Raw genomic sequence first — 25,270 nt, forward strand, 5'->3', positions numbered from 1 at the left:
TAATCCCCTTGTATTACAGTTTTTATCGCTTCAGTTCTCCAAAATGCGTTGATAAATTCAAAACATCACTTTCTTGTACACTTAGTGCATCTTCATTTGTTGTATGTTGTAGAACAGAACATTTTGTTGCAAAATCCACTGTATCTTCTGGTTGCCATTCTTTATTCAGTCCGTGTAATACGCCTGCCATAAAGGCATCACCGACACCAATTCTGTTTAAAACGGTGTAAGTATATGCTTGGCCTTCAATATATTTTTCTTTTGTTAGCATGATACCTTGTAATGTACTTTGTTCTATATTTCTATTACTAGAAGCCATCAATGCGATGTCGTATTCGGATTGAATTGTTTTTGCACATGTCTGAATGTCATCTTCTAAATCATTCGTTTCAAGTAAATGTGTAGCATCTTTTTTTCCAAAAAATAGCACATCGACAAATGGTAAAATAGATTTGATTATTGGTACTGCTGTTTCTTTTGACCATAAATTACTTCTAAAATTAATATCGAACACTATCTTAACGCCTTGTTGCTTTAGTTTCTTTAGTACATCGACAATTTGATGACGAATCATTTTATTTACAGCTAACGTAATACCTGTAAATACAAAGAAATCACCACTTTGAGCATTGATTCCTTCCATTACATCTTCACCGTGATTAGCAAACGTTGAATGTTCGCGATCATAAATGACTTTGCCACTACGAAATCCGAAACTTTCTTCCATATAATAAGTGCCAATTCTGCCGCTATTATATTTCACTGAAGCAGTACCTACACGTGTTTGAAACATTTTTTGCAATGCTAAATGACCAAGCGCGTGGTTAGGTAATACCGTCAACATTTCAGTCTCATGTCCAAATTGTGCTAGTGTCACAAGTGCGTTTAATTCTGCACCACCAACATTAACTTTAAACATATTGGCATCTTTCAACTGTTCGTAATTTGGTGGTGTGTAACGTAATAATACTTCACCAAAACCATAGACCGTCATTGTTATACCTCGCTTTTTATTTCTGAAATATATCTTTCTAAAGCATCTTTTCCTTCTTGTTGATAAATTTTTGTGATTTCGCTTCCAATGCCAACTGCAAAACTTCCTGCATCTAACCATTCTTTATGGTTTGCTTTACCAACACCACCCGTAGGCACAATTTCAATTTGTGGTAATGGTCCTTTGAAATCTTTAATTGATTTAGGTGTGAATTGTGTCGCTGGGAATAATTTAAGGACTTTGCAACCATAACGTAATGACTCAACCATTTCTTTAACTGTCATACAGCCTGGAATATAGGGCACATCATATAAGTTAGCAATTTTTGCTGTTTCTTTATCAAAGGATGGGCTAACGATGAATTTTGCGCCATTTAAAATGGCAGTACGTGCAGAAATGCTATCTAATACTGTTCCTGCACCAATCAATGCGTCCTCCCTTTTTGATAGTTCAGCTATAATTTCTATAGCGTTCGGCGTAGTCAAAGTTCCTCAATCGTCTGAAGGCCTTTATCAATAATAGTATGTGCGCAATATCTAAAAATGATTTTGCATCTTCTGTGCGCATGACAGCAATGTGTTTACCTTGTTGAATCTCTTGCATTGTATTCATTGAATCCATGTCTTCAACCCCTCAAATATGATATCAATTACAATATCCTTTAAAAATAACAACGTTGTTATTTTTGTACAAAAAAATATTGTAATGCTTATCTCTATGGTATAATTAATTTGCATTTAAATCAATCAATTTCAAGGAGAAATTTTATGGCTGTAACTTTAAAAGATGTTGCTGAAGCCTGTGGTGTCAGCTATTCCACAGTTAGTAAAGCACTTAAAAATTCTCATCTCGTAAAACCAAAAACAAAAAATATGATTCAACAAAAAGCTCTAGAAATGAATTATATACCTAATCACTCCGCTAGAGCACTCGTCTCAAAGAAAAGTGGCACAATAGGATTAATCTGGCCTTCTGTAGATCGTGTAGCTGTGACACATCTTATTTCAGAAATCAATCATGCTATTAAAGATTTAGGTTATGTCATGTTTGTGTCTATCGACGATGTCGCTGCCGCTTCAAAAAAATTTGTTGAATTCGGTTGTGATGGTATCGTCATTTTTGATGAAGGTGATGCAACAAATTTATCTCCAGAAATTTATAATAACGTTCCTGTCGTTGCCTATGGTGTCAATCGTGATATTCCTTATCCGATTATAAATGTCAATCATTCAGAAGCGATGATTATGGCAATTAAAGCATTAGTCGATCAGGGCATAGACCATATTGATTATATTGGTGATATACATACAAACGATACACGACAAATCGCTAAAAAAGAGGCGATTGCTCAATATTGTAACGAACACAAAATAGATTATCGTATCATTGATTCTACAAGTTTGAATGCAATTGAAACAGAATCTTCTGTCAAACAATTTTTACAAGCACATGCACTTGCACCAGGGGTTATCTGTGGTAGCTATGATATTACAGTCGGTACCATTAATGCACTTGGGCCACAAGATCACCCTATCTTATATTCATATGACAACATACCACAAATTAAAAAATTAGATTACCCTGTCAACGCGATTGGCGTGCCAACCGCTGAAATTGCTCAAACGATTGTAGCTACTTTAGATAAAGTAATTAAAAATGAAGCTATCGAATCCGCATATCATCTTCATCCTAAAATTCAAAAAAACATTTAAAATAAACATGCCCAAACCTATTTCTAAGGCTTGGGCATGTTTATATGTTTGTTTGATGTTTGACAAGAGGTTCGTTTATATTAACTGTACTGATTTAGAAGATAAGCTTAGTTTTTTAATATCATTGCTCAATAATATAATAATGAATAAGAATAAGGTATCCTTATTTTGGTGAATGAATGGGGAGAGTTATTATATTAGTTAAATTCTAGATAAATTTGTTATGAGCTTTAAATTATGAAACGCATATATAGTTAATATTTTGGCGCTAGGGATTATCATAAATGTTTTAACTATTACTCTTCTATTAATAATCAGTACTTACTACCTCTATATCTCTATTATATTACGCACTGAAATATGATTAAAATACATAGTTGGAATATATAATATTCTGTTATGGAATACATATTTCATAACAAATGAGCCCATTGTTAACCACTATTAACGTGTATCTTTTAAAAATTTAATCCACTCGTGTGTTACATAATTCATATAACTATCTTTTTTCCAAATAACCCCCAAATTCCACGATACATCTGCACCAGAAATTTCTATACCGACGAGGTCATCATTTAAAATATCTACGATACTCTCTGGTAATATACTCACACCAATACCATCTCGAATCATATTTTCAATAAATGTAATTTGGGACATTTTTGCAACTGTTTTTGGATGAAAGCCAACTTTTCTACAACTTTCAATAATTTGATCTTTTAAATAATAATCATCATGAAACATAATAAAGCGCTCATTTTTCAAATCGCCAAGATAGACCGATGCTTGTTTAGCAAGCATCCCATCTCTGTTTACGACGAGCAATAATTTCTCATTATATAGTGGAATGGCGTGGTAAATATCATTATCTACAGGCAACGTAGTAATACCCACGTCAATTTCATCATTATTTAAATAAGACTCTACAGCTTTTCCGCCACCTTCAATCACTTCGTAAGTCACTTTTGGATATTTACTATGAAAATGATTTAAACTTTCTGTAAAAAGTCTCACATTCATAATCGCAGATATACCTACTCTAATATGACCTTTTTCTAAATTTGTGACATCTCCCATTTCTAATGATAAATCATCTAGCACCGCTAATGCTTCCACACATTTATCATAAAAAATCTGACCGATATCTGTTAAAATAATATGCTTTTTCCGTCTATCAAATAAAGTAATATTAAATTCGTCTTCAATACTTTTAATATTTTTACTTATTGTAGATTGCGCAATATATAAATGCTCGGATGCTTGTGTCATCCCACCATTTTTTACGACTTCTACAAAATATTTCATTTGCTTTATTTCCATGTTAAACCCCTCTGTACCAATCTATATTTCATTTGACTGAATCTATTTCAATGACTTAATAGCTGTTTCCGCTGCTGTTTGAATCACTTTATCATCTGGTTTTGCATCTTTATCTGTTTTTTTCGTGTAAATAGCAAGAATAATTGGCTTACTTTGGTTTTCTGGATAAACAAAAGCTAAATCATTTCGACTAGCATATGTTAATCCCTGACCACTCTTATCACCTACAACATCATCTTTTGACGCACCTGCTTTAATTAATGTATCTCCAGTTTCATTATGAATCATTGTATGTTTTAGTAGCTCAAGGTTGGATCTACTCATATTCTCACTCGCTAAAAGATGGTTCAACGTTGTTGCAGCCCTTTTAGGTGTGGTTGTATCGGCCGTACTTTGCGGATCATATAAATTTAAGTCTGGTTCAAGTCTTTGCGGGTTTGAGATATTGTCTCCGCGTTGTTTTAGTGCTTGTTGAAATCCTTTAATACCACCTATTTCTTCGATAATTTTATTATTGGCAGTATTATCACTTTGTAGTATAGAAGCTTTAATTAGCGCTCTTAAGGTCATTTGCTTGCCAACATATTTTTCAGTAGCAGGTGAATAAGCGACAATGTCATCTTTTGATATCGTTATTTTTTTATTTAGTTCTGATGTTGACGTATTTTGTAATAATATACCACTTGAAATTGCTTTATATGTAGATGCAAATGCAAATCGTTCATCTGATCTGTGCTGTATCACTTTGCCATTAGCTGTATTGATGCCATAGACCCCCTACAATTGTATCATTATCTTGTTCAATTTGATCAAAACTTTTTGCCGCAGCGACGTTCCCCGTGACTGCTAACAAAATAAGACTAACCAAAACACTGAAATATAATTTTTTCATATTTTTCCCCCTATTCATAATGTGAACCAAACGCGCTATACTTACATTTAACTATAATCATAAATATAACAAAACACAATTATCTTTATTAAGCATAGGTATTAAGTTTAGATATAATTCAAAATGACGTTATATCTTCAGTAACATTAATTATAATAAAATACTGCAATTAAACATGTAATCATCAAAAATACTGATACTTTTATTAAATAAAAACTACTTTTAATGACTATACAACAAAATAAGCTAGGACATTTAATATGCCCCAGCCTAGAGTATACTTTCGTTGTAATTGAATGTTACTACAATCAAAAACATATCAATTCAAATTCTCTCTTAGTTATATCCTATTTTTATAAACATTATTCTAATTACTGACCAATTGTTATTTCCATCAAATTATCATTTTGATCAAAGAATGCAGTATAAAAGCCATTATTTGTCGCGTATTTCACATAAGTGCCATCGTTATTGCCTAATTTTCCATCTTCTATGATTTCATTTGAAGTATGCGCCTTTTTAAACGTTGACTTGGATACTGAATCAGGTTTCGTGAAGAAAGTGAGTTGCACTACTTCATTGTCACTGTTAAATTGTACGCTTGTATCATAAACTTTCTTAGAATGATCAAATTCTTTTTTGGCATCAGTGTCAACTTTATAACCATCGATTGTGACATTATCATATTTCAAAGCGCGTACGAAGTTATAATCTTGTGTAAAGGATGGGTCATATGTTGTATAACCTTCATAATTATACCAAGGTGTTGTTTGTGCTTGTGAACGAACACCATTTTCACTGTTTGCACCGCTTGCACCACCTTCACCGTGTCCCCATTTTTGGACTTGCTCTGCTGCTTGTGCTGTTGGACTACTCGTTGAGATATATGCTGCTGAAGAACCAACGACCAGTGTAGATACGACGACAGTTGCTGAAATTAACTTTCCGACTTTACGCATAATAAATCACTCCTTATTTGTAGTCTGCTATATGCAAAGTGTAATTATTCACTTTCATCATACACCTCTCTATTTTATTTTCAAGTAAATTTACACTTTCTTTACATAATAACGGATATTATATATGAAAATGCTTTATTGATATACTAATAATTCATTTAAAAAGTTGTGATCATACCTATCAGAAAACGTATTGAGCCAAAAGTTTATGCGGTTTAGCTTAAATTGATATAGTAAGTATAATAAATAATTTAAAAAGGATGGTTTATCATGATATATATTTTACAAGTTGATTTTCCTATCGATGGCCCTTTTGGCCAGAAAATGTCCACACAATTCGCTGATTTAGCGAAATCTATAAATGAGGAACCAGGGTTTTTATGGAAAATATGGACAGAAAATGCTGATGAAAAAGAAGCGGGTGGCATTTATGCATTTGATAGCTACGAAAATGCTGAAAATTATTTAAATATGCATAGTGAACGACTTAAATCCATGGGCATCCCCAATGTAAATGCTAAAATATTCGCTACGAATGACACACTTACTAAAATTACACATGGACGCATAGCATAACCGAATTTGAGCTATAAAATACAACTAGCCTTTCAATGCACACAAAAGAAGTGCGTTTTGAAAGGCTTTTTTAAGTATTTGTTAAACGGATAAAATGAATACGTTTTAAAATTGATGACTTCTCAGGTGATTACTAGTTCAGTTGAGACATTTCAGTGATAAAATCTTGATACGTTATTTTATTTTTAGATAACCTAGCAACAAGCATATATATTTGTTCATTTTTTGTGAATTCACTTTTATATAAATTTTTTTCAAATTCGTTCTCATTCTCTAAACGATTTACGACGTTTTTTGCACTTGAAAATGCTTCATAATATCTAATTCCAAACAACCGTTGAGAAAAACCATCTATATGAATACCATCTGGATTTGCTGTTAAGCCTTCTGCCGTAACAAAATAGCAATGATGCTCTTTCTGCGCTACATTTTTTATTATTTTATTAATTTGTTGATACTCTGTAGCACTAGCACCAAATCCTTCTTTTCCTAAAAACGTTCCTAATAATCCAATAATAAAGGGAAGTTTAGGCAATTCCAGTTCTGTCCTAAAAAATTGAATTAGATGTGATAATTTTGCTTCATATGTTTGATATTTATTATTTTGACTATCACTTTCACCTTGATGCCATAAAACACCTATCAATTCAGAAGTTTCCATGGCAAATCTAGTTTCACTTAAGGCATGCCGTGTCAACATGCTTTTATCCGACCATTCTTCAATGGGAGTCCCCCCATCAGCACACGGAATTAACCCAATTGTTTCATCTGGATGATCATCTAGCCATTGCTTTGCAAATGACGCAGCTGGTCCAATACCTGCTACAGAACGATCACTATGTATCGGTTCTTCCATCATTTGCCATCTCCCATTTCTAAGCATAAAAATACGTTCATCAATGATTGGCTTAACACTATCTAAAAACCCTCGTCCTGCCATATTTGATTGACCAATAAGTAAGATTGATTTCATAAACCGATTCCTTTCACTAATAAGGTTTTTAATGATTATTTTAAATATATGTAATCATATCATTCTTTATTAATCTTACTCAATTACCATATTATGAATTGCCACGCTTTATATAAAATGATTATAAAAATAAATTCATATAAACTTTACTTTTAATACTAATTATCATATTATGGAATGGATTTTGAGAGGAGTTTTTATTTTGGAAAGGAAAATGGAGCTCACCTATGCTAGGGCGATATTTTGTATCGCAATAGTCATCGTCCATTGTTTAACCGGTTTAGTAAACGATTATCATATTTCACAATTTGAAAAATCACTTTTTAGTTTTTTACAAGTTATTTTATTATTTGCAACACCGTGTTTTATTATTTTGTCGGAAACTTTATTAGGCATGCGGTATTCAAATAAAATTCCACAAAACTTTTTACTGAAACGCATGAAATTTATTTTAATTCCTTATGCTTTATTTGGCTTATTTATCACTTTCAGGCTATTTCTTGGTGATAATTCAGATAAATCATTTTGGGAAATCTTTTTAAATATCGTCTTAGAAGGTAATTTTTTCGGTTGGTTTGTACTCGTTATTTTTCAGTTTTACATATTACATCGCTTATTTTATAAATTATTGAGTAAGGCCAATCCTATAGTTGTACTTGTCATTACTTTTATCATTAGTTTTGGACATTCTTATTTAATGTATTACAGTAATGATTATCTTGCATTCTGGGATTTTTATCCTTTATTTAGTAGAACGATCATTTTATATTGGTTATTTTACTTTGTTGTCGGTTTCTATTTTGGTAAATATTATGACACTGTTATTCAATTTTTAAAAAATCATTTAGTTTGGCTTTTATTGATATGGCTATTGGCTTTATGCTATATGGCATTTAACTTTTCTTATTTAGATGTACATTTGAATGAATCTAATCGATTTGACTTAGTCTTATTTTCTGCAATCAGTTTTGTATTTATCGTCTATATATCGAAATTTTTAACTCGATTTAACTTAGTGTTTGTGTTTTTAATTAGTGAAATATCATTTTTCATTTATTTAGCACATCAGATTATTGTAGACTTTATTTCTAGATCGTTGGCATCATTTGTTACGTTCCCAACACTATTTTTAATCCTAAGTACTATTTTCACCCTTGGATTTTGTATTGGGTTAGCAATAATACTATCTTTTATTCCATATGTGAGAATTATAGTAGGAAGAAATACGCTACATCCTATGGTCATTAATAACTATAAACATCATAGTTAATGTGCAAAAGTTGCTATATAAACATAGCATTTCAAATAAACAAGCACAGTAAAACCGAAAGATTTTAAATATAAAAAGGACGCATCCACTTCATATGGATGCGTCCTTTATTTTGGGCTTGAGCATTATTGCTCATCCTTAGTTATTTGATATTTTAATCATCTAATAAATGATAAAATTGTTCAATTGCTTCTTTATTATATAACTCTGGATCAAATTTAGCATAAGCAGGTGTTTCCTTATTAATAAACTGTTGTATGCTTGTTTGTAATGATTCAGCATCGTTAAAACTCAACATACCGTATTTACCATAGTCAAGGACATATTGATTGGCTGGTATATCTGAGGCCAAAATATCTATGCCTACGGTCAACGCTTCTAATAAGACCATTGATTGCCCTTCGTAATAAGATGGTAAAACAAATAAATCACAGTCTCTCATAATATTAAATGGATTTCTTTTTTGTCCCATTAAAAATACATGTTCTGATAAATCTAATGAGTCGATTAACTTACTTAATTGGTTTTTGAGTGGACCATCACCTAAAATATATAATTTCGCGTTAGGATTTGCTTCCACGACACCGCTAAACGCTTGAATTAAATTATCAAACCCTTTCTCAGGTGATAATCTTCCCATAGTCATCACTTTAAAATCAGCTTTATGGAATGGCACGCTTGTAATTTGCTTATCCTGTTCTCTAACGATGACACGCTCACCATTTTTCATAAAGATATCATTATCTTCATCCACCAAATTATAAATTCTATCTAAATTAATTGTATTCATCGATGATTTAAATTTATCTTTTGTTTTTCTATTTGCTATTTTTTTAACATTTTCTTGCTTGGTCACTTCAGAAACACTTACGAGCTTATCATAATAAGGATACAAGGACATTACACCTTTTAAATTGGCATAATGTGGTCTCACACCGTTCACTTTACGCTCCATATCCATTTTCATATCACTGTGTAAATAGATTAATTTTCTTTTAGCATTACTAGCTAACAAGATTTCAGACCAAAACATCGCATAACCACTAAAATCCATAACTACATCAAACTCTGAATTACCAAACACTTTTCTAAATTCGCGTTGATACATTGCTTCAGGATAAATTTTTTCTTCAATTTTCGATTTGATGCCTCTATTGCGAACCAATAGATTACGATAGTATTCTGAAGTATTTGCTAACAATGGACCTTTTCTCAAAATAACTCTCACATTGTCGTTTAAGCTATATAGGTTATCTATGACGTCTTTATTTCTATTAAATCCAAGGTAAATTGTAATATCATATCTATCATAATCAACATTTTCTAATAAATTTAGAAGCGATGTTGTTATGCCATTTGGTTTCATACCACCTGGATATATTAAAATACGTTCTTTTCTATTATTTTGATCACCATTTTTAGGTGCATTCTGATGAAACACTTGGTTGACGACTCTTTCCGTGACTTGACCATCATCATAATTCACAAATTTTTGTTTATACTTTTGATAGTTCCACTGATATTGCGCTAACATATTTTGTGATTCTTTGACAGTAGCTACCAGTGCTTCAATTGAGTGTACACTTGGTCCTGGGAGACTATCTACAGAAAGATAAAATCCTCTGTCTTCTTCATAGGCTTTATAATCAGGTGTATAAAAAATAATAGGTTTATCTGTAACTAAATAATCAAAAAAGATACTTGAATAATCAGTTACGAGCAAATCAACAATACTGAGTAATTCATTTGTATCAAACGTATCCTCTACTAAGTATTTCTTTAATTTTTTATTACCTACTGCTTTTTTATAAATAAACGGATGCACTTTTAATAATACTTGGTAACGCGTTTGTTTATTTAATGATTCAATCAGCGTTTCAATTTCTTCAATATTATCTTCTGGTGAACTCACCGTTTGGCCACGCCACGTGGGTGAAAAGAGTAAAATAGGTGCATCTGTTAATTTAATGCCCTGTTTTTTTAATTTTTGTATCACTTCTTTTGACTGCGCATTTAACGTAGCATCTATTCTAGGATAACCAATTTCTAAAATTGCTTCATCGTTTAAACCATCTAATTTAAATGCTTTTTTAAAAATATCTGTCGTATGTTGGTTAGGTGAAATAATATAATCAGAACTTAAAAAATTGCGAATTGTATTTTGTGATTCTAATAAATTATGATTTATATCTAAACCCATTGCCTTTAATGGCGTACCATGCCATGTGTTTACATATATCTGATTCGGCTTTTTCGTAAAATACGTTGGAAATGTCGCATTGTTAATAAGATATTTACACTTTGTTAAATAATGTAAATAGTCTTCACTTTCTTTTACAATAAATTTTACATTTTTATATTTACTATATTTTTTAGAAAATGCTTTTTGCATTTTTTGAGATGCCACGACCCAAATATGTATATATTTTTGATAATCAGGATGGTTCATTAAATATTTAAATATCGCATAAGGACTATCTGTCATGCTTTGTCCGTCTCTAACTTGATACAAAATATGTTTGTTATCTACTTCAATCGTTTTATAAAGATTTGCGTAATGCATAATATTTTTTGTGTACTTACTTCTTAGTTGTAATTTCAATGGTTCAGAAATGAATTTTAATTTTCTTTTCGTTTTACCAATCATTCTTCCACCTCTTAGTTTATCTTATCTATATTCGAGTATTTAATATATTCTGTTAAACCTGACACAATATCATATTTGGGCTTAAATCCTAGCGCTTCCAAACCTTTGATATCAGCACAAGAATGTTTGATATCCCCACTTCTTGATTCAGCAAACTGATAGTCTATAGATTTATTATAAACTAGTTTGAATTTATCGAAAATTTCTAATAGTGATATTTGTTTACCAGTAGCTAAATTGTATATTTGGCCATTCGTTACTTCATTATCTAGCACGATCGAAACCGCACGCACTAAATCTTTTACGTATACAAAATCTCTTGTTTGTTCTCCATCCCCAAAAAATGTGAATGTCTCATTATTTTTAAATTTTTTATCTATAATGGATAACACACCAGAGTATGGTGAATGAGGATCTTGTCTCGGACCATAAATATTAAAGAATCTTAAAGCAGTTGTTGGCAGATTATATAGTGTATTGTAAATTTTTGTATATTGTTCCCCAGCATATTTTTCAACAGCATAAGGGGATTCCGGATCGATAAATGTTTCAACTTGTTTTGGTAATCCTTCAGTATTACCATATACAGCTGCAGATGAAGCAAAAATAAACTTCTTCAAATTATGATTATATTGACGATTGGCTTCTAAGAGATTCAATGTGCCATTTATATTGACAGATTGAGACTTTATAGGATCATTTATTGTTTCTACAACGCTAACTACTGCTGCTAAATGAATGACAATATCAAATTGTTCTTTCTCTACTAATGATGTCACAAAAGATGTATTAACCACATCATTTTCAATGAAATGCGCATCATCTATAAATTTAACATTCGAACGGTGGCCTGTGCTTAGATTGGCTAATATAAACACCTCATTAGCTTTATTAAAATGTTCTGCTAAATGTGAGCCAATAAATCCAGCACCACCTGTAATTAGTACTTTCATTTTCTCTCCTCCTATATATTCAAGTCATAACATATTATCGTCAATGCTTTTAATAATATATATTACTTCATACAACTAACTTTTATTATAAAAAACGCAATAATATTACAAATAAAATTGTTAAACTTGTATTAACATCTTCTATATATTAATACAAGTTTAACAATTTTAACGAACAAATCAAAAGAAATTGAGGTAAAAACTTAATAATAATTGAATAATAACACCATGCACTTTGCAAAAATTCTATTGGTTCGCCAATAAATGAAGTTAGTTATAGTATGTTCTACCATTGGTGTAAGCGGCTTTTAAAAAGATTAACTTAGAATACTATCATAAAAAGCGTTCCACCATAAATTTCCTTTAAAGAATAAAATAATACCTACATTATACTATAAAGCGATATGGCGAAACGCTTAAGAATTTTACTATAAACTATCAAAATTTTACTCTATCTCGGTTATATATAACTTAAAGTGCATCATTGTTTTCCTGTGCTTTTCGATAAAAATAATTAGCAACAATAATATCTACTATGGCTACACCCACAGATTTAAAAACGGTAATTTCATCATCACTTTCACGTCCAGCTAAATGAGAGCCGACGATTTCACCTAATTCTCCATATAAATCTTTTTCTTCAAATAAACCTTCATCCATAGGGGTAATTAAATCCCCTGTTTCTTCTAATGCCGCTTCCGATGCTTCTACAACTACTTTATCGGCATTGGCTATTGCGTGTGAAGGTAACTCTTGCATGTCTGGTTTAAAAGATCCCACAGCATTCACATGCACCCCAGCATCCAACGGTTTATTAAAAACGGGTTGCGTGGCATTGGTTGCTGTGACAATAACATCGGCATTAGATATAGCATCATCAACATTTTCCATCACTGTCACATCAACGGATTGATATTGATGTTGTACTGTTTCTGCAAATGTCACAGCTTTACGATATGTTCTGTTATAAAGTTGAATACGCTTGATATCTCTAACAGCTAGTACAGCCTCAATTAATCCCTGTGCTTGGTCACCTGTACCTATGACACATAATGTTTCTGCATTTTCACGAGCAAGGTATTTTGTAGCTACACCAGAAATTGCGCCTGTACGAATCTTGGTTAAGTATGAACCTTCTAATACAGCTAATGTTTCACCGGTTTCATAATCTGATAATATAACAGATCCGACGATTGTATTTTTACCTACCTTTGTATTGTTAGGTGCAACTGTTACTGTTTTAAGACCCACAACCTTCAATTCATCAGATAAGGCCGGCATAACCAGATAACGATTATCTTCATTAAAAGGAAGTACATAACGTAAAGGAGTATCCGTCTTCCCTTCAGAATAGGCCTGTAAAGATTCTGCGACCGCTTCAACGACTTCTTCCATGTTTAATAATTCTGCTTGTTCATGTGCATCAATAAATTGCATAAGCCACCTCTATTCTTCTACATTTTCTGACTCTAAAATGTTACTCTTCTTTTCCATTTTAATTTCAAATAGGATTAATCCTATAAATCCAACGACAAGTAAAGGAATGATAATCCAAGCCATATGATTATCGACATACACAGACACACAATATATCGCTAATAATAGCGCTATGGTCGTTATATTTTTAATAAACAACAACCAATGATCCTTTTTCACACTAAACCATGTTTGTTGCTGATTATCTTCTATTTTAATATGATATAGCGTAAACTTTAAGTGTGTAATCAACCTATAAATAAATGCTAAAATACCCATTAGCAACAATATTTTATGAAATATTCCATCAGGAACCACATCTGCAGCCGCTGCAAATATAATAGCAATAACAAAACTTTTCAGTTCTGCATTTTGCTTCATATCAATCCCCGCACCTTTGTAATCAATTCAAGCTATATTGTTACAATAACATACTTAAGCCGAATTTTAAGTTTGGTTAAAGATTAATTTTTAAAAACAACAAATGGCCTACCAAAGAATACATCATATGACATCTCGAAAAACACCTAATGATTCAAACAATTTTCAAAATAAGCAGCTGTATACTTTTGTACTTGCTCAAGTGTGGCACCTTCTTGAAGTTCAACCAATTTCATAACTTTATCTTCAAATTTAAAAACAGCTAAATCTGTGATTAACGTGTTAACAACACCTGCGCCAGTTAATGGCAAATCACATTTTGCTTTTATTTTAGATTCACCGTGCTTATTCATATGATCCATGATAACGACAACTTTCTGAGCACCAACCACTAAATCCATAGCGCCGCCCATACCTTTTACAAGCTTGCCTGGTATCATATAATTTGCTAAATCTCCTGTTTCCGAAACTTCCATGCCTCCAAGAATTGCTAAATCAATGTGTCCCCCGCGTATCATGGCAAATGACTCTGCGTTGTCAAAATAGGATGCGCCTTTAGCAGCAGTAACTGTTTCTTTACCTGCATTAATTAAGTCAGGATCGACCTCATCTTCAGTAGGATATGGACCAATACCAAGCAAACCATTTTCAGATTGGAAAAAGACATTTTCCACATGATCATTGAGCTCATTTGCTACGAGCGTTGGCATACCAATACCTAAATTAATCACCATATCACTTTGAATTTCTTGTGCTGCACGTTGAATAATCTTCTTACGCTGTGTTTTTTTATCCATGTTATGCCTCCTTCACTGTACGTTTTTCTATACGTTTTTCAAAATGTTTGCCTAGATAGATATAATCCACATATACACCTGATAGGTGTACATCATCTGGATCAATTTCACCTAATTCAACAATTTCTTCTACTTCAACGACAGTAGTCTTAGCAGCCATAGCACATAAAGGGTTAAAATTACGCGCTGTTTTTTCAAATACTAAATTACCAAATGTATCCGCTTTTTGAGCTTTCACAATACCAAAATCACCTGTAATGGCACGTTCCATAATGTACGTTTCACCGTCAAATTCACGTGCTTCTTTACCTTCAGCGATTAAAGTACCCACACCTGTTTTTGTGTAAAATGCTGGAATACCCGCACCTCCTGCACGTAGTTTTTCAGCCAAAGTACCTTGAGGTGTTAGTGTTACATCTAACTCACCATTAATCAGTTGTTGCTCAAATATTTTATTTTCACCTACATACGAGCTGACCATTTTATCTATTTGTTTTTTCTCAAGTAAGCGACCCAATCCAAAATCATCTACACCACAGTTATTACTCACTACGGTTAATCCTTTTGTACCTTTTGTACGAATTGCTTCAATGGCATGCTCTGGTATCCCGCATAGTCCAAAACCACCGGCGAGCACTGTCATGCCATCATCTAAATGCTCAAACGCTGTATGTATATCTTGAATGACCTTTGACATGTTATAACCTCATTTCTTTTTATAAAATTAATACCTAGTATCAAAAACAATTATACTTGAAATTTTTTGCGAAGTCTTTTATTTCATGTTGGCGTTTTCATGAATAACTATAAAGTCTTATCTTACTTTTAAAATTAATTTCATTAAAATTATAAAAAAGCAAGTTTCAAATATGAAACTTGCTTTTTTAGTTAATCGAATTTTTTATTTAGTAACATTTTATTTAGTAACATCAACTGTTCAGGAACACTATTTCTAGAAACATCAGGATGATTTACAATCATATTGTCTTTCATACGTATTTTATTTATTAGATTTTCTTCTATTCTATTTGTTTGATCATAATATAATTTTACATTTTCACAACAAATAATGTGTTTTTCAAAATGATTACTATCTTTTAAATTTGTATTAATTACCGGTACTAAATCTTCCTGTCTTAAACCTTTCATAAACCTTCTATCATTTTGTTCTAGTGCCCCACCAATATTTACTATTGGATCAACAGCTAAAGTTTTCAAATCAAGCGCTGCTCCATGATAAAGTGCACCTGTTCCACCTTTAGATCCTCCATAAAGAACAACATTTTCTTTTTTTATATCCAATTTTTTAATTAAATTTAAAATTGAAAGTTGGATATCTTTTTCATAATCAGGATAGTTAGATGTACTGATATAGTGTGATCCATGTGACACATTTAGATCCATTATTCTCATTGTATATACATTTTTAACCAGATTTCTTTCTATTCCATTAAAAAACTTTGGGAACATTCTCTTAGGCATTAACGAACTATCATAATCACTTAAATTTGGCATACAAGTAAATATTACTAAAAGTTTTTTAGGAACTTCATTATTTACTTTTCTATCTATAGGTTTATCTAAAGTATAAAAAATTTCATTGAATTTTATTAAATCTTTTCTCTGAAATAATTCCTCAGCATGTGATCTTTTATAAAATTTTGATATTGTACCTTGATGAAAATATAAAATATAATCGTTTTTTAATAATTCCTTGTACTTTGCATGTATTTCATTATTTTTTCTTGCCATTTCTATATAATTAAATTTACTTTCTGTATCAATTAATATTCTTTTCTCTCCATTAAAGATTATTTTTTCATTTAATTTGTATATATAACCATTACTCATAAGTTCAATTCCTTTTATTTAATTTTTACTTATAAAATATTTCTTCCAATATTTTATAAGTACTATCATCACTGTCTAAATTCATTAATCTATTAATTAATTTAGAGTAATCAATCTTTTTAATGTTTTTTATCTGTAAAGCTAATTTATACTCATTTAATGATGCAATCGGAAAATCACCTAATTCAAATATATTGAAATAAAAACCAACACTATTGTTATAATCTTCTGTGTCTTCCTGCAATAACAATATTGGTTTATTTAAATGTGCAAAATCAAAAATTGTTGATGAATAATCAGTAATCATAATGTCTGAAAGAATATATAATTCTTGTATATCTACAAATTCATTATAAAAGCAATGTATTCTAGGATCTAAATTATTATATTGAGGCCTTAATGAGCTTTCATTTGGATGTAGCTTTACTATAATCTCATATTCATTTGGTAAGTAGGCTAATAATTGCTTTAAATCAATACTAGTCACTTGACTACGTTTGTGCTTTCGCCAAGTAGGACAGTATAAAATATATTTTTTATTCGAATCTTGCATGAATAGGTATTTTCTTTGTAACCTTCTCCATTCTTCATCTGTTTGAAATTTTAGTAAATATTCATTTTTAGGAGCGCCATATTCCAATATTTTCAATTCGTTATTATCGTGTAATTGAAATGCAGAACTTAACAGCATACTATTTACATTTGAAGATGTAATTAGATAATCCCATTTATACATTCTTGGTTTAAATTGTGATAACTGATAATTTCTTTCTTTTTCATCACCCAAATCACTAACCATTTTTTTCAGAGGAAAACCATGCCATGTTTGAATAAACACTTGATCTTCATGTTTATATACTCTATCCCATGAGTTACCATTTATAAATATATATTTAGACATTCTAAATTTTTCTATATAATCTCTACTTCCAAATCTGACCGGCTTAAATCCATGATTTCTAATTTCTATATCTACAAGTGAATTAGTAGAACTTACAAAAATTTCTTTATCTTTATAGTTGTTTTTAATGCCTAAAGCTAAGTACTTTGGGTCACCGCTAAAATTATTACCATGGAATGATTCAATGAATACTTTGTTTTCTTGAGGAATGATTTCGTTTAGCTTTTGTTTATACAAAGTCGTTTCTTTTCGTTTATAACGTTCTTTTAATTTGTTATTCAAATACTTATTTGAAAAAATTTTGTTTAAAATAGGTAAAGCTTTCATTTTTTTAAATTGTTCTTTTTTCTTATTTAATTTTTTTAATTCATTCTTTTCTCTTAATTTAAGCACAAATTTTTCCCCATATTTATTTTTGAAGAAAAATTCTTTCGACATATTTTTACTGTTGGTAATATTTTTAAAATTATTAACGTAATCATTGCTATAATTTGAATTTAGAAATGTGGCTTTTAATTTCTGAACATCTTCTTCTCGAGCTGTCTTGGTATATTTACTGTCTAATAATGAAGTGATTAACAAGCTATCTTTTCGAATGTTCTTTTCTAGAAATTCAATACCATTATACTGTGAATATACTTCCTCTAAAACATTATCATCACCAGGATAAATAAGTGCTCTATTCCCTCTAGCTAATGTTTCTAATATTGAATAGCCTAACGTTTCATATGGCGAAGATGAAATGTATATATAATTAAGTGGTTCTTTTTCATTAATATGAACATTATTTTGCAAACTATAATATTTAACTAAATTTTTATACAATAGTTCTGACGGACCGTAGCCTATTATATACAGTTGTATATCATTTCTACTCGTGTTTTTTACTATATAGTTTATTAATTTTATTACATAAGAAATATCTTTAATATTATCTTCAAACCTTGCTTTTATTAAAAGGTTTCTCTTTGTATTTATAGGATTTTTCTTGAGATCAATATGTTCAGCATTTACATACTGGGAAAACACTGAGTTATATTTGTATTTCTCTATAAATTTTTCTTTTATAGTATCAGTACTTACTCTTATACTATCAATGTATTCTAAACCTAAATCAAGTGAGTCATCTATATATTCTAATGGGCCATGAATTTCACCAATTATTTTAATCTTTTTATTTTTTTGCTTAATCTCTTTGGCATAAATAAATAATTCTTCTCTAGTGATAATTAGTAAATCTCCTGTTGCGATTTTAATAAAATCATCAAATTTATAAAACTGAACATTACTACTATTTATACCTTCATGTATAATTAAACGAGTAATATCATCACTTTCAAAATCTAATATATTAAAGTAATTCACATTATTACCATTCTTCAAAAATGATTTCATTAAATTTATGTTGCTTCTTGATGTGCCTCCTTTTGCAAAGATATTGTATCCCAATATATTAATATTCATTTTCTCACCTTTCGTTCCCTAATCTTTTTACTTTTAAAAATTCCCTAAATTTAATAAAAGTTATTTTCGAAATAAACTAAACTCTGCTAATTATACATTATTATTTTATTTATATCTATGTTATATTACATTTCTGAATTAGTTTTTCCTCTTTTTAAATATTTTAAGCATAAAAAAAGTTGCCAATTTCTTACTTGGCAACTTTTAATAATTATATTTTTTTATGCGATTTCTATCTGGAAGCGACGGACAATTGTGCCATCATCTAATGTTGAAGCTTCTATTTCTTCTCCGCCATTGTGTAAGATGGCAGCTGCAGAGGCTTCATTATCTTTTTCACAGGTAATCAACGCTTCTTGTACACCAATGCGTGATAAATAATCTAATGACTTTTTCAAGATTTTGTTTCCAAAGCCTTTACCCCGGTAGCTCTTACGAACACCGTAGCCAACATGGCCGCCAATGATTTTTAGCTTTTCATTCAAATTATGGCGAATATTGGCAGCACCAATAATCTTATCATCGTCAATTAAAAACAATGTCGTATTATCTACTGTTTCATCATTAGATTTGTTGTCTGCTAATGCATGTACAATTTCTTCAAAATTATTGTATTTGGTAATATTCGTAATCTCAGGCACTACCTTTTCATCGTGATCTATCCATTCTTTCATATAATCACAATATAATGTTTCGTCAGCCATTGTTAACTCTCTAAATTCAACCATGTTGACACTCCTTCCTTTTATTTACTATCCCATTGGTTCGTCATGTGTATTGAGATAATACACGTAGTTGTCAGTCCATTGACCTTGTTCGAAAATAAATCCTTTTCGAATACATTCAAACTCAAAGCCTAATTTTTCAATTAACCGAATAGAAGGTTGATTATCCAAATTGATATGTGCTTCTATTCTATGAAACTTTAATGTTTCTCTCGTTTGTTTCACAAGTTCTGTTAAAGCTTCATAAGCATAGCCTTGATACCAGTATTGATTATGGATAAAATAACCGATTTCAGCCCATTGAAATTGGTCTCGGCTTAAATTTTTAATGTTAAGCATGCCAAGGTGACGTCCTGTTTTATCAAAGATGCCGAATATATACAAATCATCATCTTTAATGGCTTGTTGATGCTTTGAAACCATTGCTGCAAACCATAGTTCTGTGGCATCTGACATATCAACTTGGCCTTTATCATGCTTGTATTGCGCAGGATGACGATTAACAAATCCTGACAACCATGACTCATAATCATTTTCTTCTAACGGTCTAATGATAAGCCGTTGTGTAGTGAATTGCAACCATAAATTATTTTTCATTCAAAAACCCCTTAACATAAGGCGTCAGCACCCAAAACTATAACATCATTTGGTATAAAATCAACCTTTTACTTTATTAAAAATATGAACTGATTCTAATGATGATTTTCACTCTTTATTTAGGTCATTCAAGATCATCGTGAGAATATCATGTTGTGTCATCGTTTCAGGAATCAATTTTTCATTTTCTACATTTAATGTATCTTTTTCAACAAACCAGCTTGCAAGTTTTTCTGCACTAAAATCCGTATATGCTTTTGTGTGATGTCTTCTCACAGTTTCTGCATAAGGTAAGTCAAAATAATAAATATAACTTTTAATATGAGCATTTGAAATAATGCTCTGTAACATATTACCATATTTTTCCTTATTGAAAATACCTTCTAAAATAACATATTTACAATGCGCTATGCCATATGCTGTAATGTCTTTGATTAGCTCAATTGATAAATTCCCTGGGCTATCAGAAACATTTAACATATGGCGTCTTATTTCGTCTTGACCCACGCACATGACACCATTGCCTAACATGTTTTGTAATTTATGGGCAATGGTCGTTTTGCCACTGCCAGAGTTTCCTCTTAATAATATCAGTTTTGTCATTGTATCACCTAGATCCAAGAAAAATTGTAATTTATGTATATGCTTTCCTAAGTGTTAAACCTATACCCTATTAATATGATTAAAATCAAAAAAGCTAGACAACCCATGTCCATACAATTAGGACATAAGCAGTCTAGCAGTTTGTTGCTTTATTTATATTCGTTTTATATTTAGCTAGTTCGCGTTAAATTGTACCTAGTTCTTTACCTACTTTTTCATATGCCGCTAATGCTTGATCAAGCATTTCTTTTGTATGTGCAGCTGTAGGCATATTACGCACACGACCTGTACCTTTTGGTACTGTTGGAAAGACGATAGATTTCACATAGATACCTTCATCTTTTAAGCGACTACTAAATGCTTGTGTTTCTTTTTCGTCACCTATGATTACTGGTGTAATTGGTGATTCAGAATTACCAATGTCAAAACCTAATTTTTTCAGTCCGTCTTTTAAGTAATTACCATTTTCCCAAAGTTTATCGTGCAATTCTGTTGATGCCATTAATTTCTTAACAGCTTCAGTAATGGCTTTTGTATCACCAGGCGCTAGTGATGTTGAGAATAAGAATGGTCTTGATTGTGCTTTCAACCAATCGATCAATGATTGTGTACCAGCTACATAACCACCGACAACACCAATCGCTTTAGATAATGTACCAATTTGGAAATCAATTTTGTCTTGAAGGCCAAAATGTTTCACTGTACCTGCACCATTGCCCATGACACCAGAGCCATGTGCGTCATCAACATATGTGATTAAACCGAATTCTTCGGCAATTTCTACGATTTCTGGTAATTTGGCAACATCGCCATCCATACTAAATACCCCGTCAGTAATATACATTACTTTATTGTATTGTCCAGATTCAACAGCTTCTTTTGCCTTAGCACGTAAATCATCCATATCTGAATGATTGACACGAATGATTTTCGCTTTAGATAAGCGACATCCATCAATAATTGATGCGTGATTTAATTCGTCTGATAGGATAGCATCATTTTTATTCATCACAGCTGAAATTGCTGCCATATTACAATTAAAACCTGATTGGTATGCAATGGCAGCCTCTGTACCTTTAAATTTCGCTAGTGTTGCTTCCAATTCATCATGAAGGTCTAATGTACCGTTAATAGATCTTACCGCACCTGCACCTACACCATGTGTATCAATGGCATCTTTAGCAGCTTGTTTTAAATCTTCATCTGTTGCAAGTCCTAAATAGTTATTTGAAGACAAATTGACATAATTTTTCCCGTTAATCTTAATCTCTGGTCCATTCGCGCCTTCAATTGTATCAATTTCGTTATAAAGTCCATTTTCTTTCAAATACTGAATATTTTCATCTAAAAAGCCATGTAGTGACTGTACCACTGAAAATCCCCCTTTGAGTTATCTACTATTTAATCTTATCATAACCCATTTTCTTGTATCAGGAAAGTAGAATCACACGAATCACTAAAGCGTTTTCTGCAATTTAATTAAAGTCATAATAATTGTCTCTACAGTAAAGTCATTTAAAATGATATAATAGAATAATCATTTTAAGGAAGAAGGGTTGAAGTTGTTTGATTGGTTTCAACTAGCAAGAGAAAAGGAAAACAGAATGATTCAAATACGTCGCTATTTGCATCAATATCCTGAATTATCATTTGAGGAGTATCACACACGTGACTACATCCTAAATCAACTCAGCCAACTATCATGTGACGTTCGTTCACCCGTCGGACGAAATGGCATCGTCGCAACATTTAATGGACAAGGAGACGGTCCAACGATTGCATTGCGTGCTGATTTTGATGCTTTACCGATCAATGAATTAACAGAAGTAGACTACAAATCTAAAAATCCTGGTGCGATGCATGCATGTGGGCATGATGGCCATACAGCAACATTATTAGCAGTTGCTGAAATAATAGAAGCGTATAAAACCAAATTAAATGGTAATGTCGTACTGATTTTCCAATATGGTGAGGAAATCATGCCGGGTGGCTCTCAAGAAATGATTGATGATGGTTGCTTACAAAATGTAGATAGAGTATATGGAAATCATTTGTGGAGTGGCTATCCTACAGGCACAATTTATTCTCGTCCTGGTGCAATGATGGCTTCTCCCGATGAATTCAACGTAACCATTCATGGTCAAGGTGGACATGGTGCAAAACCACACGAAACAATCTATCCGGTGGTCATTATGGCTGAATTTATCATTAGTGCGCAAAAGATTGTTTCAAGAACAATAGATCCTGTAAAACAAGCTGTTATTAGCTTCGGTATGGTACAGTCTGGTTCAGCAGATAATGTCATTCCAGATACAGCATTTTGCAAAGGCACAGTGCGTACTTTCGATACAGAAGTACAAGCGCATGTGATGCACAAAATGGATAAGCTTTTACAAGGGTTAGCTGTAGCGAACGACATCACTTATGATTTTGATTATATCAAAGGATATTTACCTGTCCATAATAATCCAAAATGTTTTGACATTGTTAAACAAGCTACGAATGATATGAATTTAAGATTTAACGAATCAGAATTAATGATGATTGGCGAAGACTTTTCACATTATCAAAAAGTACGTCCTGGTGCATTCTTTCTAACAGGTTGCGGTAACCCTGAAAAAGGTACCACACACCCACATCATAGTCCGTATTTTAATCTAGATGAAAAAGCGTTAAAATATAGTGCCAGCCAGTTTTTAAAAATATTGGAGTTAGAAAATGTAATAACGCCTTAGGCTTTTGATGCCTAAGGCGTTTTCTATATGCAAATATTCCAATTTTTGAATGATGATCTCATTTATACTAAAAAATAGTCAAAACAAAAAAAGAGTTAACACGAATATAAAAAAGAGTCTCCAAAAATTGGAGACTCTTCAAATCTATATCAAGATAAAATATCTTATTTGTAGATTTCAGTTACAACGCCTGATCCAACAGTACGTCCACCTTCACGGATAGAGAAACGTGTACCGTCTTCGATAGCGATTGGAGAAATTAGTTCAACTTCCATTTCTACGTTGTCGCCAGGCATAACCATTTCAGTACCTTCTGGTAAAGTAACAACACCTGTTACGTCAGTAGTACGGAAATAGAATTGTGGGCGATAGTTACTGAAGAATGGCGTATGACGGCCACCTTCATCTTTTGATAAAACGTAAACTTCCGCTTTAAAGTTTGTGTGTGGTGTAATTGAACCAGGAGCAGCTAAAACTTGACCACGTTGGATGTCTTCACGTGCAACACCACGTAATAACGCACCAATGTTGTCACCAGCTTCAGCGTAGTCTAATAATTTACGGAACATTTCTACACCAGTAACAGTTGTTTTGCTTGAATCTTCTTGCATACCGATGATTTCAACTTCTTCACCGACTTTGATTTGACCACGTTCAACACGCCCTGTAGCAACAGTACCACGACCAGTGATTGAGAATACGTCCTCAACTGGCATCATGAATGGTTTGTCAGAATCACGTTCTGGTGTTGGAATGAAGTCATCAACAGCTTGCATTAAGTCTAAGATTTTTTGCTCATAGTCAGCGTCGCCTTCAAGAGCTTTTAATGCTGAACCAGAGATTACAGGTACATCGTCACCTGGGAAGTCATATTCGCTTAATAAGTCACGAACTTCCATTTCTACTAATTCTAATAATTCTTCATCGTCAACCATGTCAACTTTGTTTAAGAATACAACTAATGCTGGAACACCAACGTTACGTGATAAAAGGATATGTTCACGAGTTTGTGGCATTGGGCCATCAGCAGCAGATACTACTAAGATAGCTCCGTCCATTTGAGCAGCACCAGTGATCATGTTTTTAACATAGTCAGCGTGTCCTGGGCAGTCAACGTGAGCATAGTGACGTTTTTCAGTTGTATACTCGATGTGTGAAGTATTGATTGTGATACCACGTTCTTTTTCTTCTGGAGCGTTATCAATCATGTCGTATGATTGTGCAACAGAGTCACCATTTTTTGCTAAAACAGTTGCGATAGCAGCTGTTAAAGTAGTTTTACCATGGTCAACGTGTCCGATTGTACCAATATTGGCATGTTCTTTTGAGCGATCGAATTTTTCTTTAGCCATTATAAAATCTCTCCTATTCGTTAGAAAATTAATTGTTAAATTTATCTCTCATGACAGTTTCTCACCATCATGAGAAGATGATTTATTTAGGT

The 25,270-nt window shown here is 32.0% G+C and carries 23 protein-coding genes and 1 pseudogene; 4 read left to right on the top strand and 20 right to left on the bottom strand.

Features of this window, described 5'->3' with window-relative positions:
• Positions 1-22: 22 nt before the first annotated feature.
• From CD032_RS04345 to CD032_RS13295, 3 genes are read right to left on the bottom strand one after another with little or no spacing between them, the layout of a single operon-like run.
• Positions 23-994 (bottom strand): sugar kinase, encoded by a 972-nt coding sequence (locus CD032_RS04345; protein WP_103211212.1) that lies wholly within the window; start codon positions 992-994, stop codon positions 23-25.
• 2 nt (positions 995-996) lie between these two features.
• Complete coding sequence (locus tag CD032_RS04350; protein WP_231099001.1) at positions 997-1,479, bottom strand: beta/alpha barrel domain-containing protein; 483 nt, start codon at positions 1,477-1,479, stop codon at positions 997-999.
• Positions 1,445-1,615, bottom strand: a complete 171-nt coding sequence (locus CD032_RS13295) for a hypothetical protein (protein ID WP_231099000.1) — start codon at positions 1,613-1,615, stop codon at positions 1,445-1,447. The genes CD032_RS04350 and CD032_RS13295 overlap by 35 nt, the downstream gene beginning before the upstream one ends.
• Positions 1,616-1,761: 146 nt before the next feature.
• Between CD032_RS13295 and CD032_RS04355 the strand changes: the two genes are divergently transcribed.
• Positions 1,762-2,706 carry a LacI family DNA-binding transcriptional regulator gene (locus tag CD032_RS04355; RefSeq protein ID WP_103211213.1) on the top strand — a complete coding sequence of 315 codons (945 nt, stop codon included), beginning with the start codon at positions 1,762-1,764 and terminating at the stop codon, positions 2,704-2,706.
• Positions 2,707-3,150: 444 nt separating this feature from the next.
• On the opposite strand, the gene cidR is transcribed toward CD032_RS04355, so the two are convergent.
• From cidR to isaB, 3 genes and pseudogenes are all read right to left on the bottom strand, one after another.
• The gene (gene cidR, locus CD032_RS04360; RefSeq protein ID WP_019467878.1) at positions 3,151-4,026 is read right to left on the bottom strand and encodes a cidABC operon transcriptional activator CidR; all 876 of its coding nucleotides are present in this window, start codon (positions 4,024-4,026) and stop codon (positions 3,151-3,153) included.
• Between the two features lie 42 nt (positions 4,027-4,068).
• Positions 4,069-4,918 (bottom strand): annotated as a pseudogene (gene bla, locus CD032_RS04365) (class A beta-lactamase).
• A 371-nt stretch (positions 4,919-5,289) separates the two neighbouring features.
• Positions 5,290-5,877: an immunodominant staphylococcal antigen IsaB family protein gene (gene isaB / locus CD032_RS04370; protein ID WP_064264419.1), complete on the bottom strand. Its 588-nt coding sequence runs from the start codon at positions 5,875-5,877 to the stop codon at positions 5,290-5,292.
• Positions 5,878-6,147: 270 nt separating this feature from the next.
• On the opposite strand from isaB, the gene CD032_RS04375 reads away from it, so the two are divergent.
• Positions 6,148-6,453, top strand: coding sequence for a monooxygenase (locus tag CD032_RS04375; protein WP_103211214.1), 306 nt, complete (start codon positions 6,148-6,150; stop codon positions 6,451-6,453).
• A 133-nt stretch (positions 6,454-6,586) separates the two neighbouring features.
• Here the strand turns inward: CD032_RS04375 and CD032_RS04380 are convergent, their stop codons facing one another.
• Entirely contained in the window at positions 6,587-7,426 is an 840-nt protein-coding gene (locus tag CD032_RS04380) for a sialate O-acetylesterase (protein ID WP_064264417.1), read from the bottom strand.
• A gap of 202 nt (positions 7,427-7,628) precedes the next feature.
• Between CD032_RS04380 and CD032_RS04385 the strand changes: the two genes are divergently transcribed.
• Positions 7,629-8,696: an acyltransferase family protein gene (locus CD032_RS04385; protein ID WP_019467874.1), complete on the top strand. Its 1,068-nt coding sequence runs from the start codon at positions 7,629-7,631 to the stop codon at positions 8,694-8,696.
• A gap of 154 nt (positions 8,697-8,850) precedes the next feature.
• Here CD032_RS04385 and CD032_RS04390 read toward each other — a convergent pair whose 3' ends face one another.
• The 12 genes from CD032_RS04390 to CD032_RS04445 form a co-directional block, all read right to left on the bottom strand.
• Positions 8,851-11,343, bottom strand: coding sequence for a glycosyltransferase (locus CD032_RS04390; protein WP_103211215.1), 2,493 nt, complete (start codon positions 11,341-11,343; stop codon positions 8,851-8,853).
• Positions 11,344-11,354: 11 nt separating this feature from the next.
• Complete coding sequence (locus CD032_RS04395; RefSeq protein WP_103211216.1) at positions 11,355-12,296, bottom strand: NAD-dependent epimerase/dehydratase family protein; 942 nt, start codon at positions 12,294-12,296, stop codon at positions 11,355-11,357.
• A 471-nt stretch (positions 12,297-12,767) separates the two neighbouring features.
• Complete coding sequence (locus tag CD032_RS04400) at positions 12,768-13,733, bottom strand: ornithine cyclodeaminase family protein (protein WP_103211217.1); 966 nt, start codon at positions 13,731-13,733, stop codon at positions 12,768-12,770.
• 9 nt (positions 13,734-13,742) lie between these two features.
• Positions 13,743-14,153, bottom strand: a complete 411-nt coding sequence (locus CD032_RS04405; RefSeq protein ID WP_019468552.1) for a hypothetical protein — start codon at positions 14,151-14,153, stop codon at positions 13,743-13,745.
• A gap of 146 nt (positions 14,154-14,299) precedes the next feature.
• Complete coding sequence (locus CD032_RS04410) at positions 14,300-14,950, bottom strand: 3-oxoacid CoA-transferase subunit B (protein WP_019468553.1); 651 nt, start codon at positions 14,948-14,950, stop codon at positions 14,300-14,302.
• 1 nt (position 14,951) lies between these two features.
• Positions 14,952-15,647, bottom strand: coding sequence for a CoA transferase subunit A (locus tag CD032_RS04415; RefSeq protein ID WP_019468554.1), 696 nt, complete (start codon positions 15,645-15,647; stop codon positions 14,952-14,954).
• Positions 15,648-15,838: 191 nt separating this feature from the next.
• On the bottom strand, positions 15,839-16,801 hold the full coding sequence (locus CD032_RS04420) for an accessory Sec system protein Asp2 (RefSeq protein WP_071560114.1): 963 nt from the start codon (positions 16,799-16,801) through the stop codon (positions 15,839-15,841).
• 25 nt (positions 16,802-16,826) lie between these two features.
• Positions 16,827-19,166, bottom strand: coding sequence for a CDP-glycerol glycerophosphotransferase family protein (locus CD032_RS04425; protein WP_026034767.1), 2,340 nt, complete (start codon positions 19,164-19,166; stop codon positions 16,827-16,829).
• A 221-nt stretch (positions 19,167-19,387) separates the two neighbouring features.
• Positions 19,388-19,894, bottom strand: coding sequence for a GNAT family N-acetyltransferase (locus CD032_RS04430; RefSeq protein WP_019468557.1), 507 nt, complete (start codon positions 19,892-19,894; stop codon positions 19,388-19,390).
• Positions 19,895-19,918: 24 nt separating this feature from the next.
• Positions 19,919-20,488, bottom strand: a complete 570-nt coding sequence (locus tag CD032_RS04435; protein WP_103211218.1) for a GNAT family N-acetyltransferase — start codon at positions 20,486-20,488, stop codon at positions 19,919-19,921.
• A 108-nt stretch (positions 20,489-20,596) separates the two neighbouring features.
• Positions 20,597-21,091 carry an AAA family ATPase gene (locus tag CD032_RS04440; RefSeq protein WP_019468559.1) on the bottom strand — a complete coding sequence of 165 codons (495 nt, stop codon included), beginning with the start codon at positions 21,089-21,091 and terminating at the stop codon, positions 20,597-20,599.
• Positions 21,092-21,275: 184 nt separating this feature from the next.
• A complete protein-coding gene (locus CD032_RS04445) occupies positions 21,276-22,463 on the bottom strand; it encodes a glycine C-acetyltransferase (protein ID WP_040029893.1) in 1,188 nt (395 codons plus the stop codon).
• Positions 22,464-22,653: 190 nt separating this feature from the next.
• On the opposite strand from CD032_RS04445, the gene CD032_RS04450 reads away from it, so the two are divergent.
• The gene (locus CD032_RS04450; protein WP_103211219.1) at positions 22,654-23,826 is read left to right on the top strand and encodes a M20 family metallopeptidase; all 1,173 of its coding nucleotides are present in this window, start codon (positions 22,654-22,656) and stop codon (positions 23,824-23,826) included.
• A 164-nt stretch (positions 23,827-23,990) separates the two neighbouring features.
• Here the strand turns inward: CD032_RS04450 and tuf are convergent, their stop codons facing one another.
• Entirely contained in the window at positions 23,991-25,178 is a 1,188-nt protein-coding gene (gene tuf, locus CD032_RS04455) for an elongation factor Tu (protein WP_064264070.1), read from the bottom strand.
• Positions 25,179-25,270 lie beyond the last annotated feature (92 nt).

It is taken from the genome of Staphylococcus cohnii subsp. cohnii (assembly GCF_002902365.1).
Classification (GTDB): domain Bacteria; phylum Bacillota; class Bacilli; order Staphylococcales; family Staphylococcaceae; genus Staphylococcus; species Staphylococcus cohnii.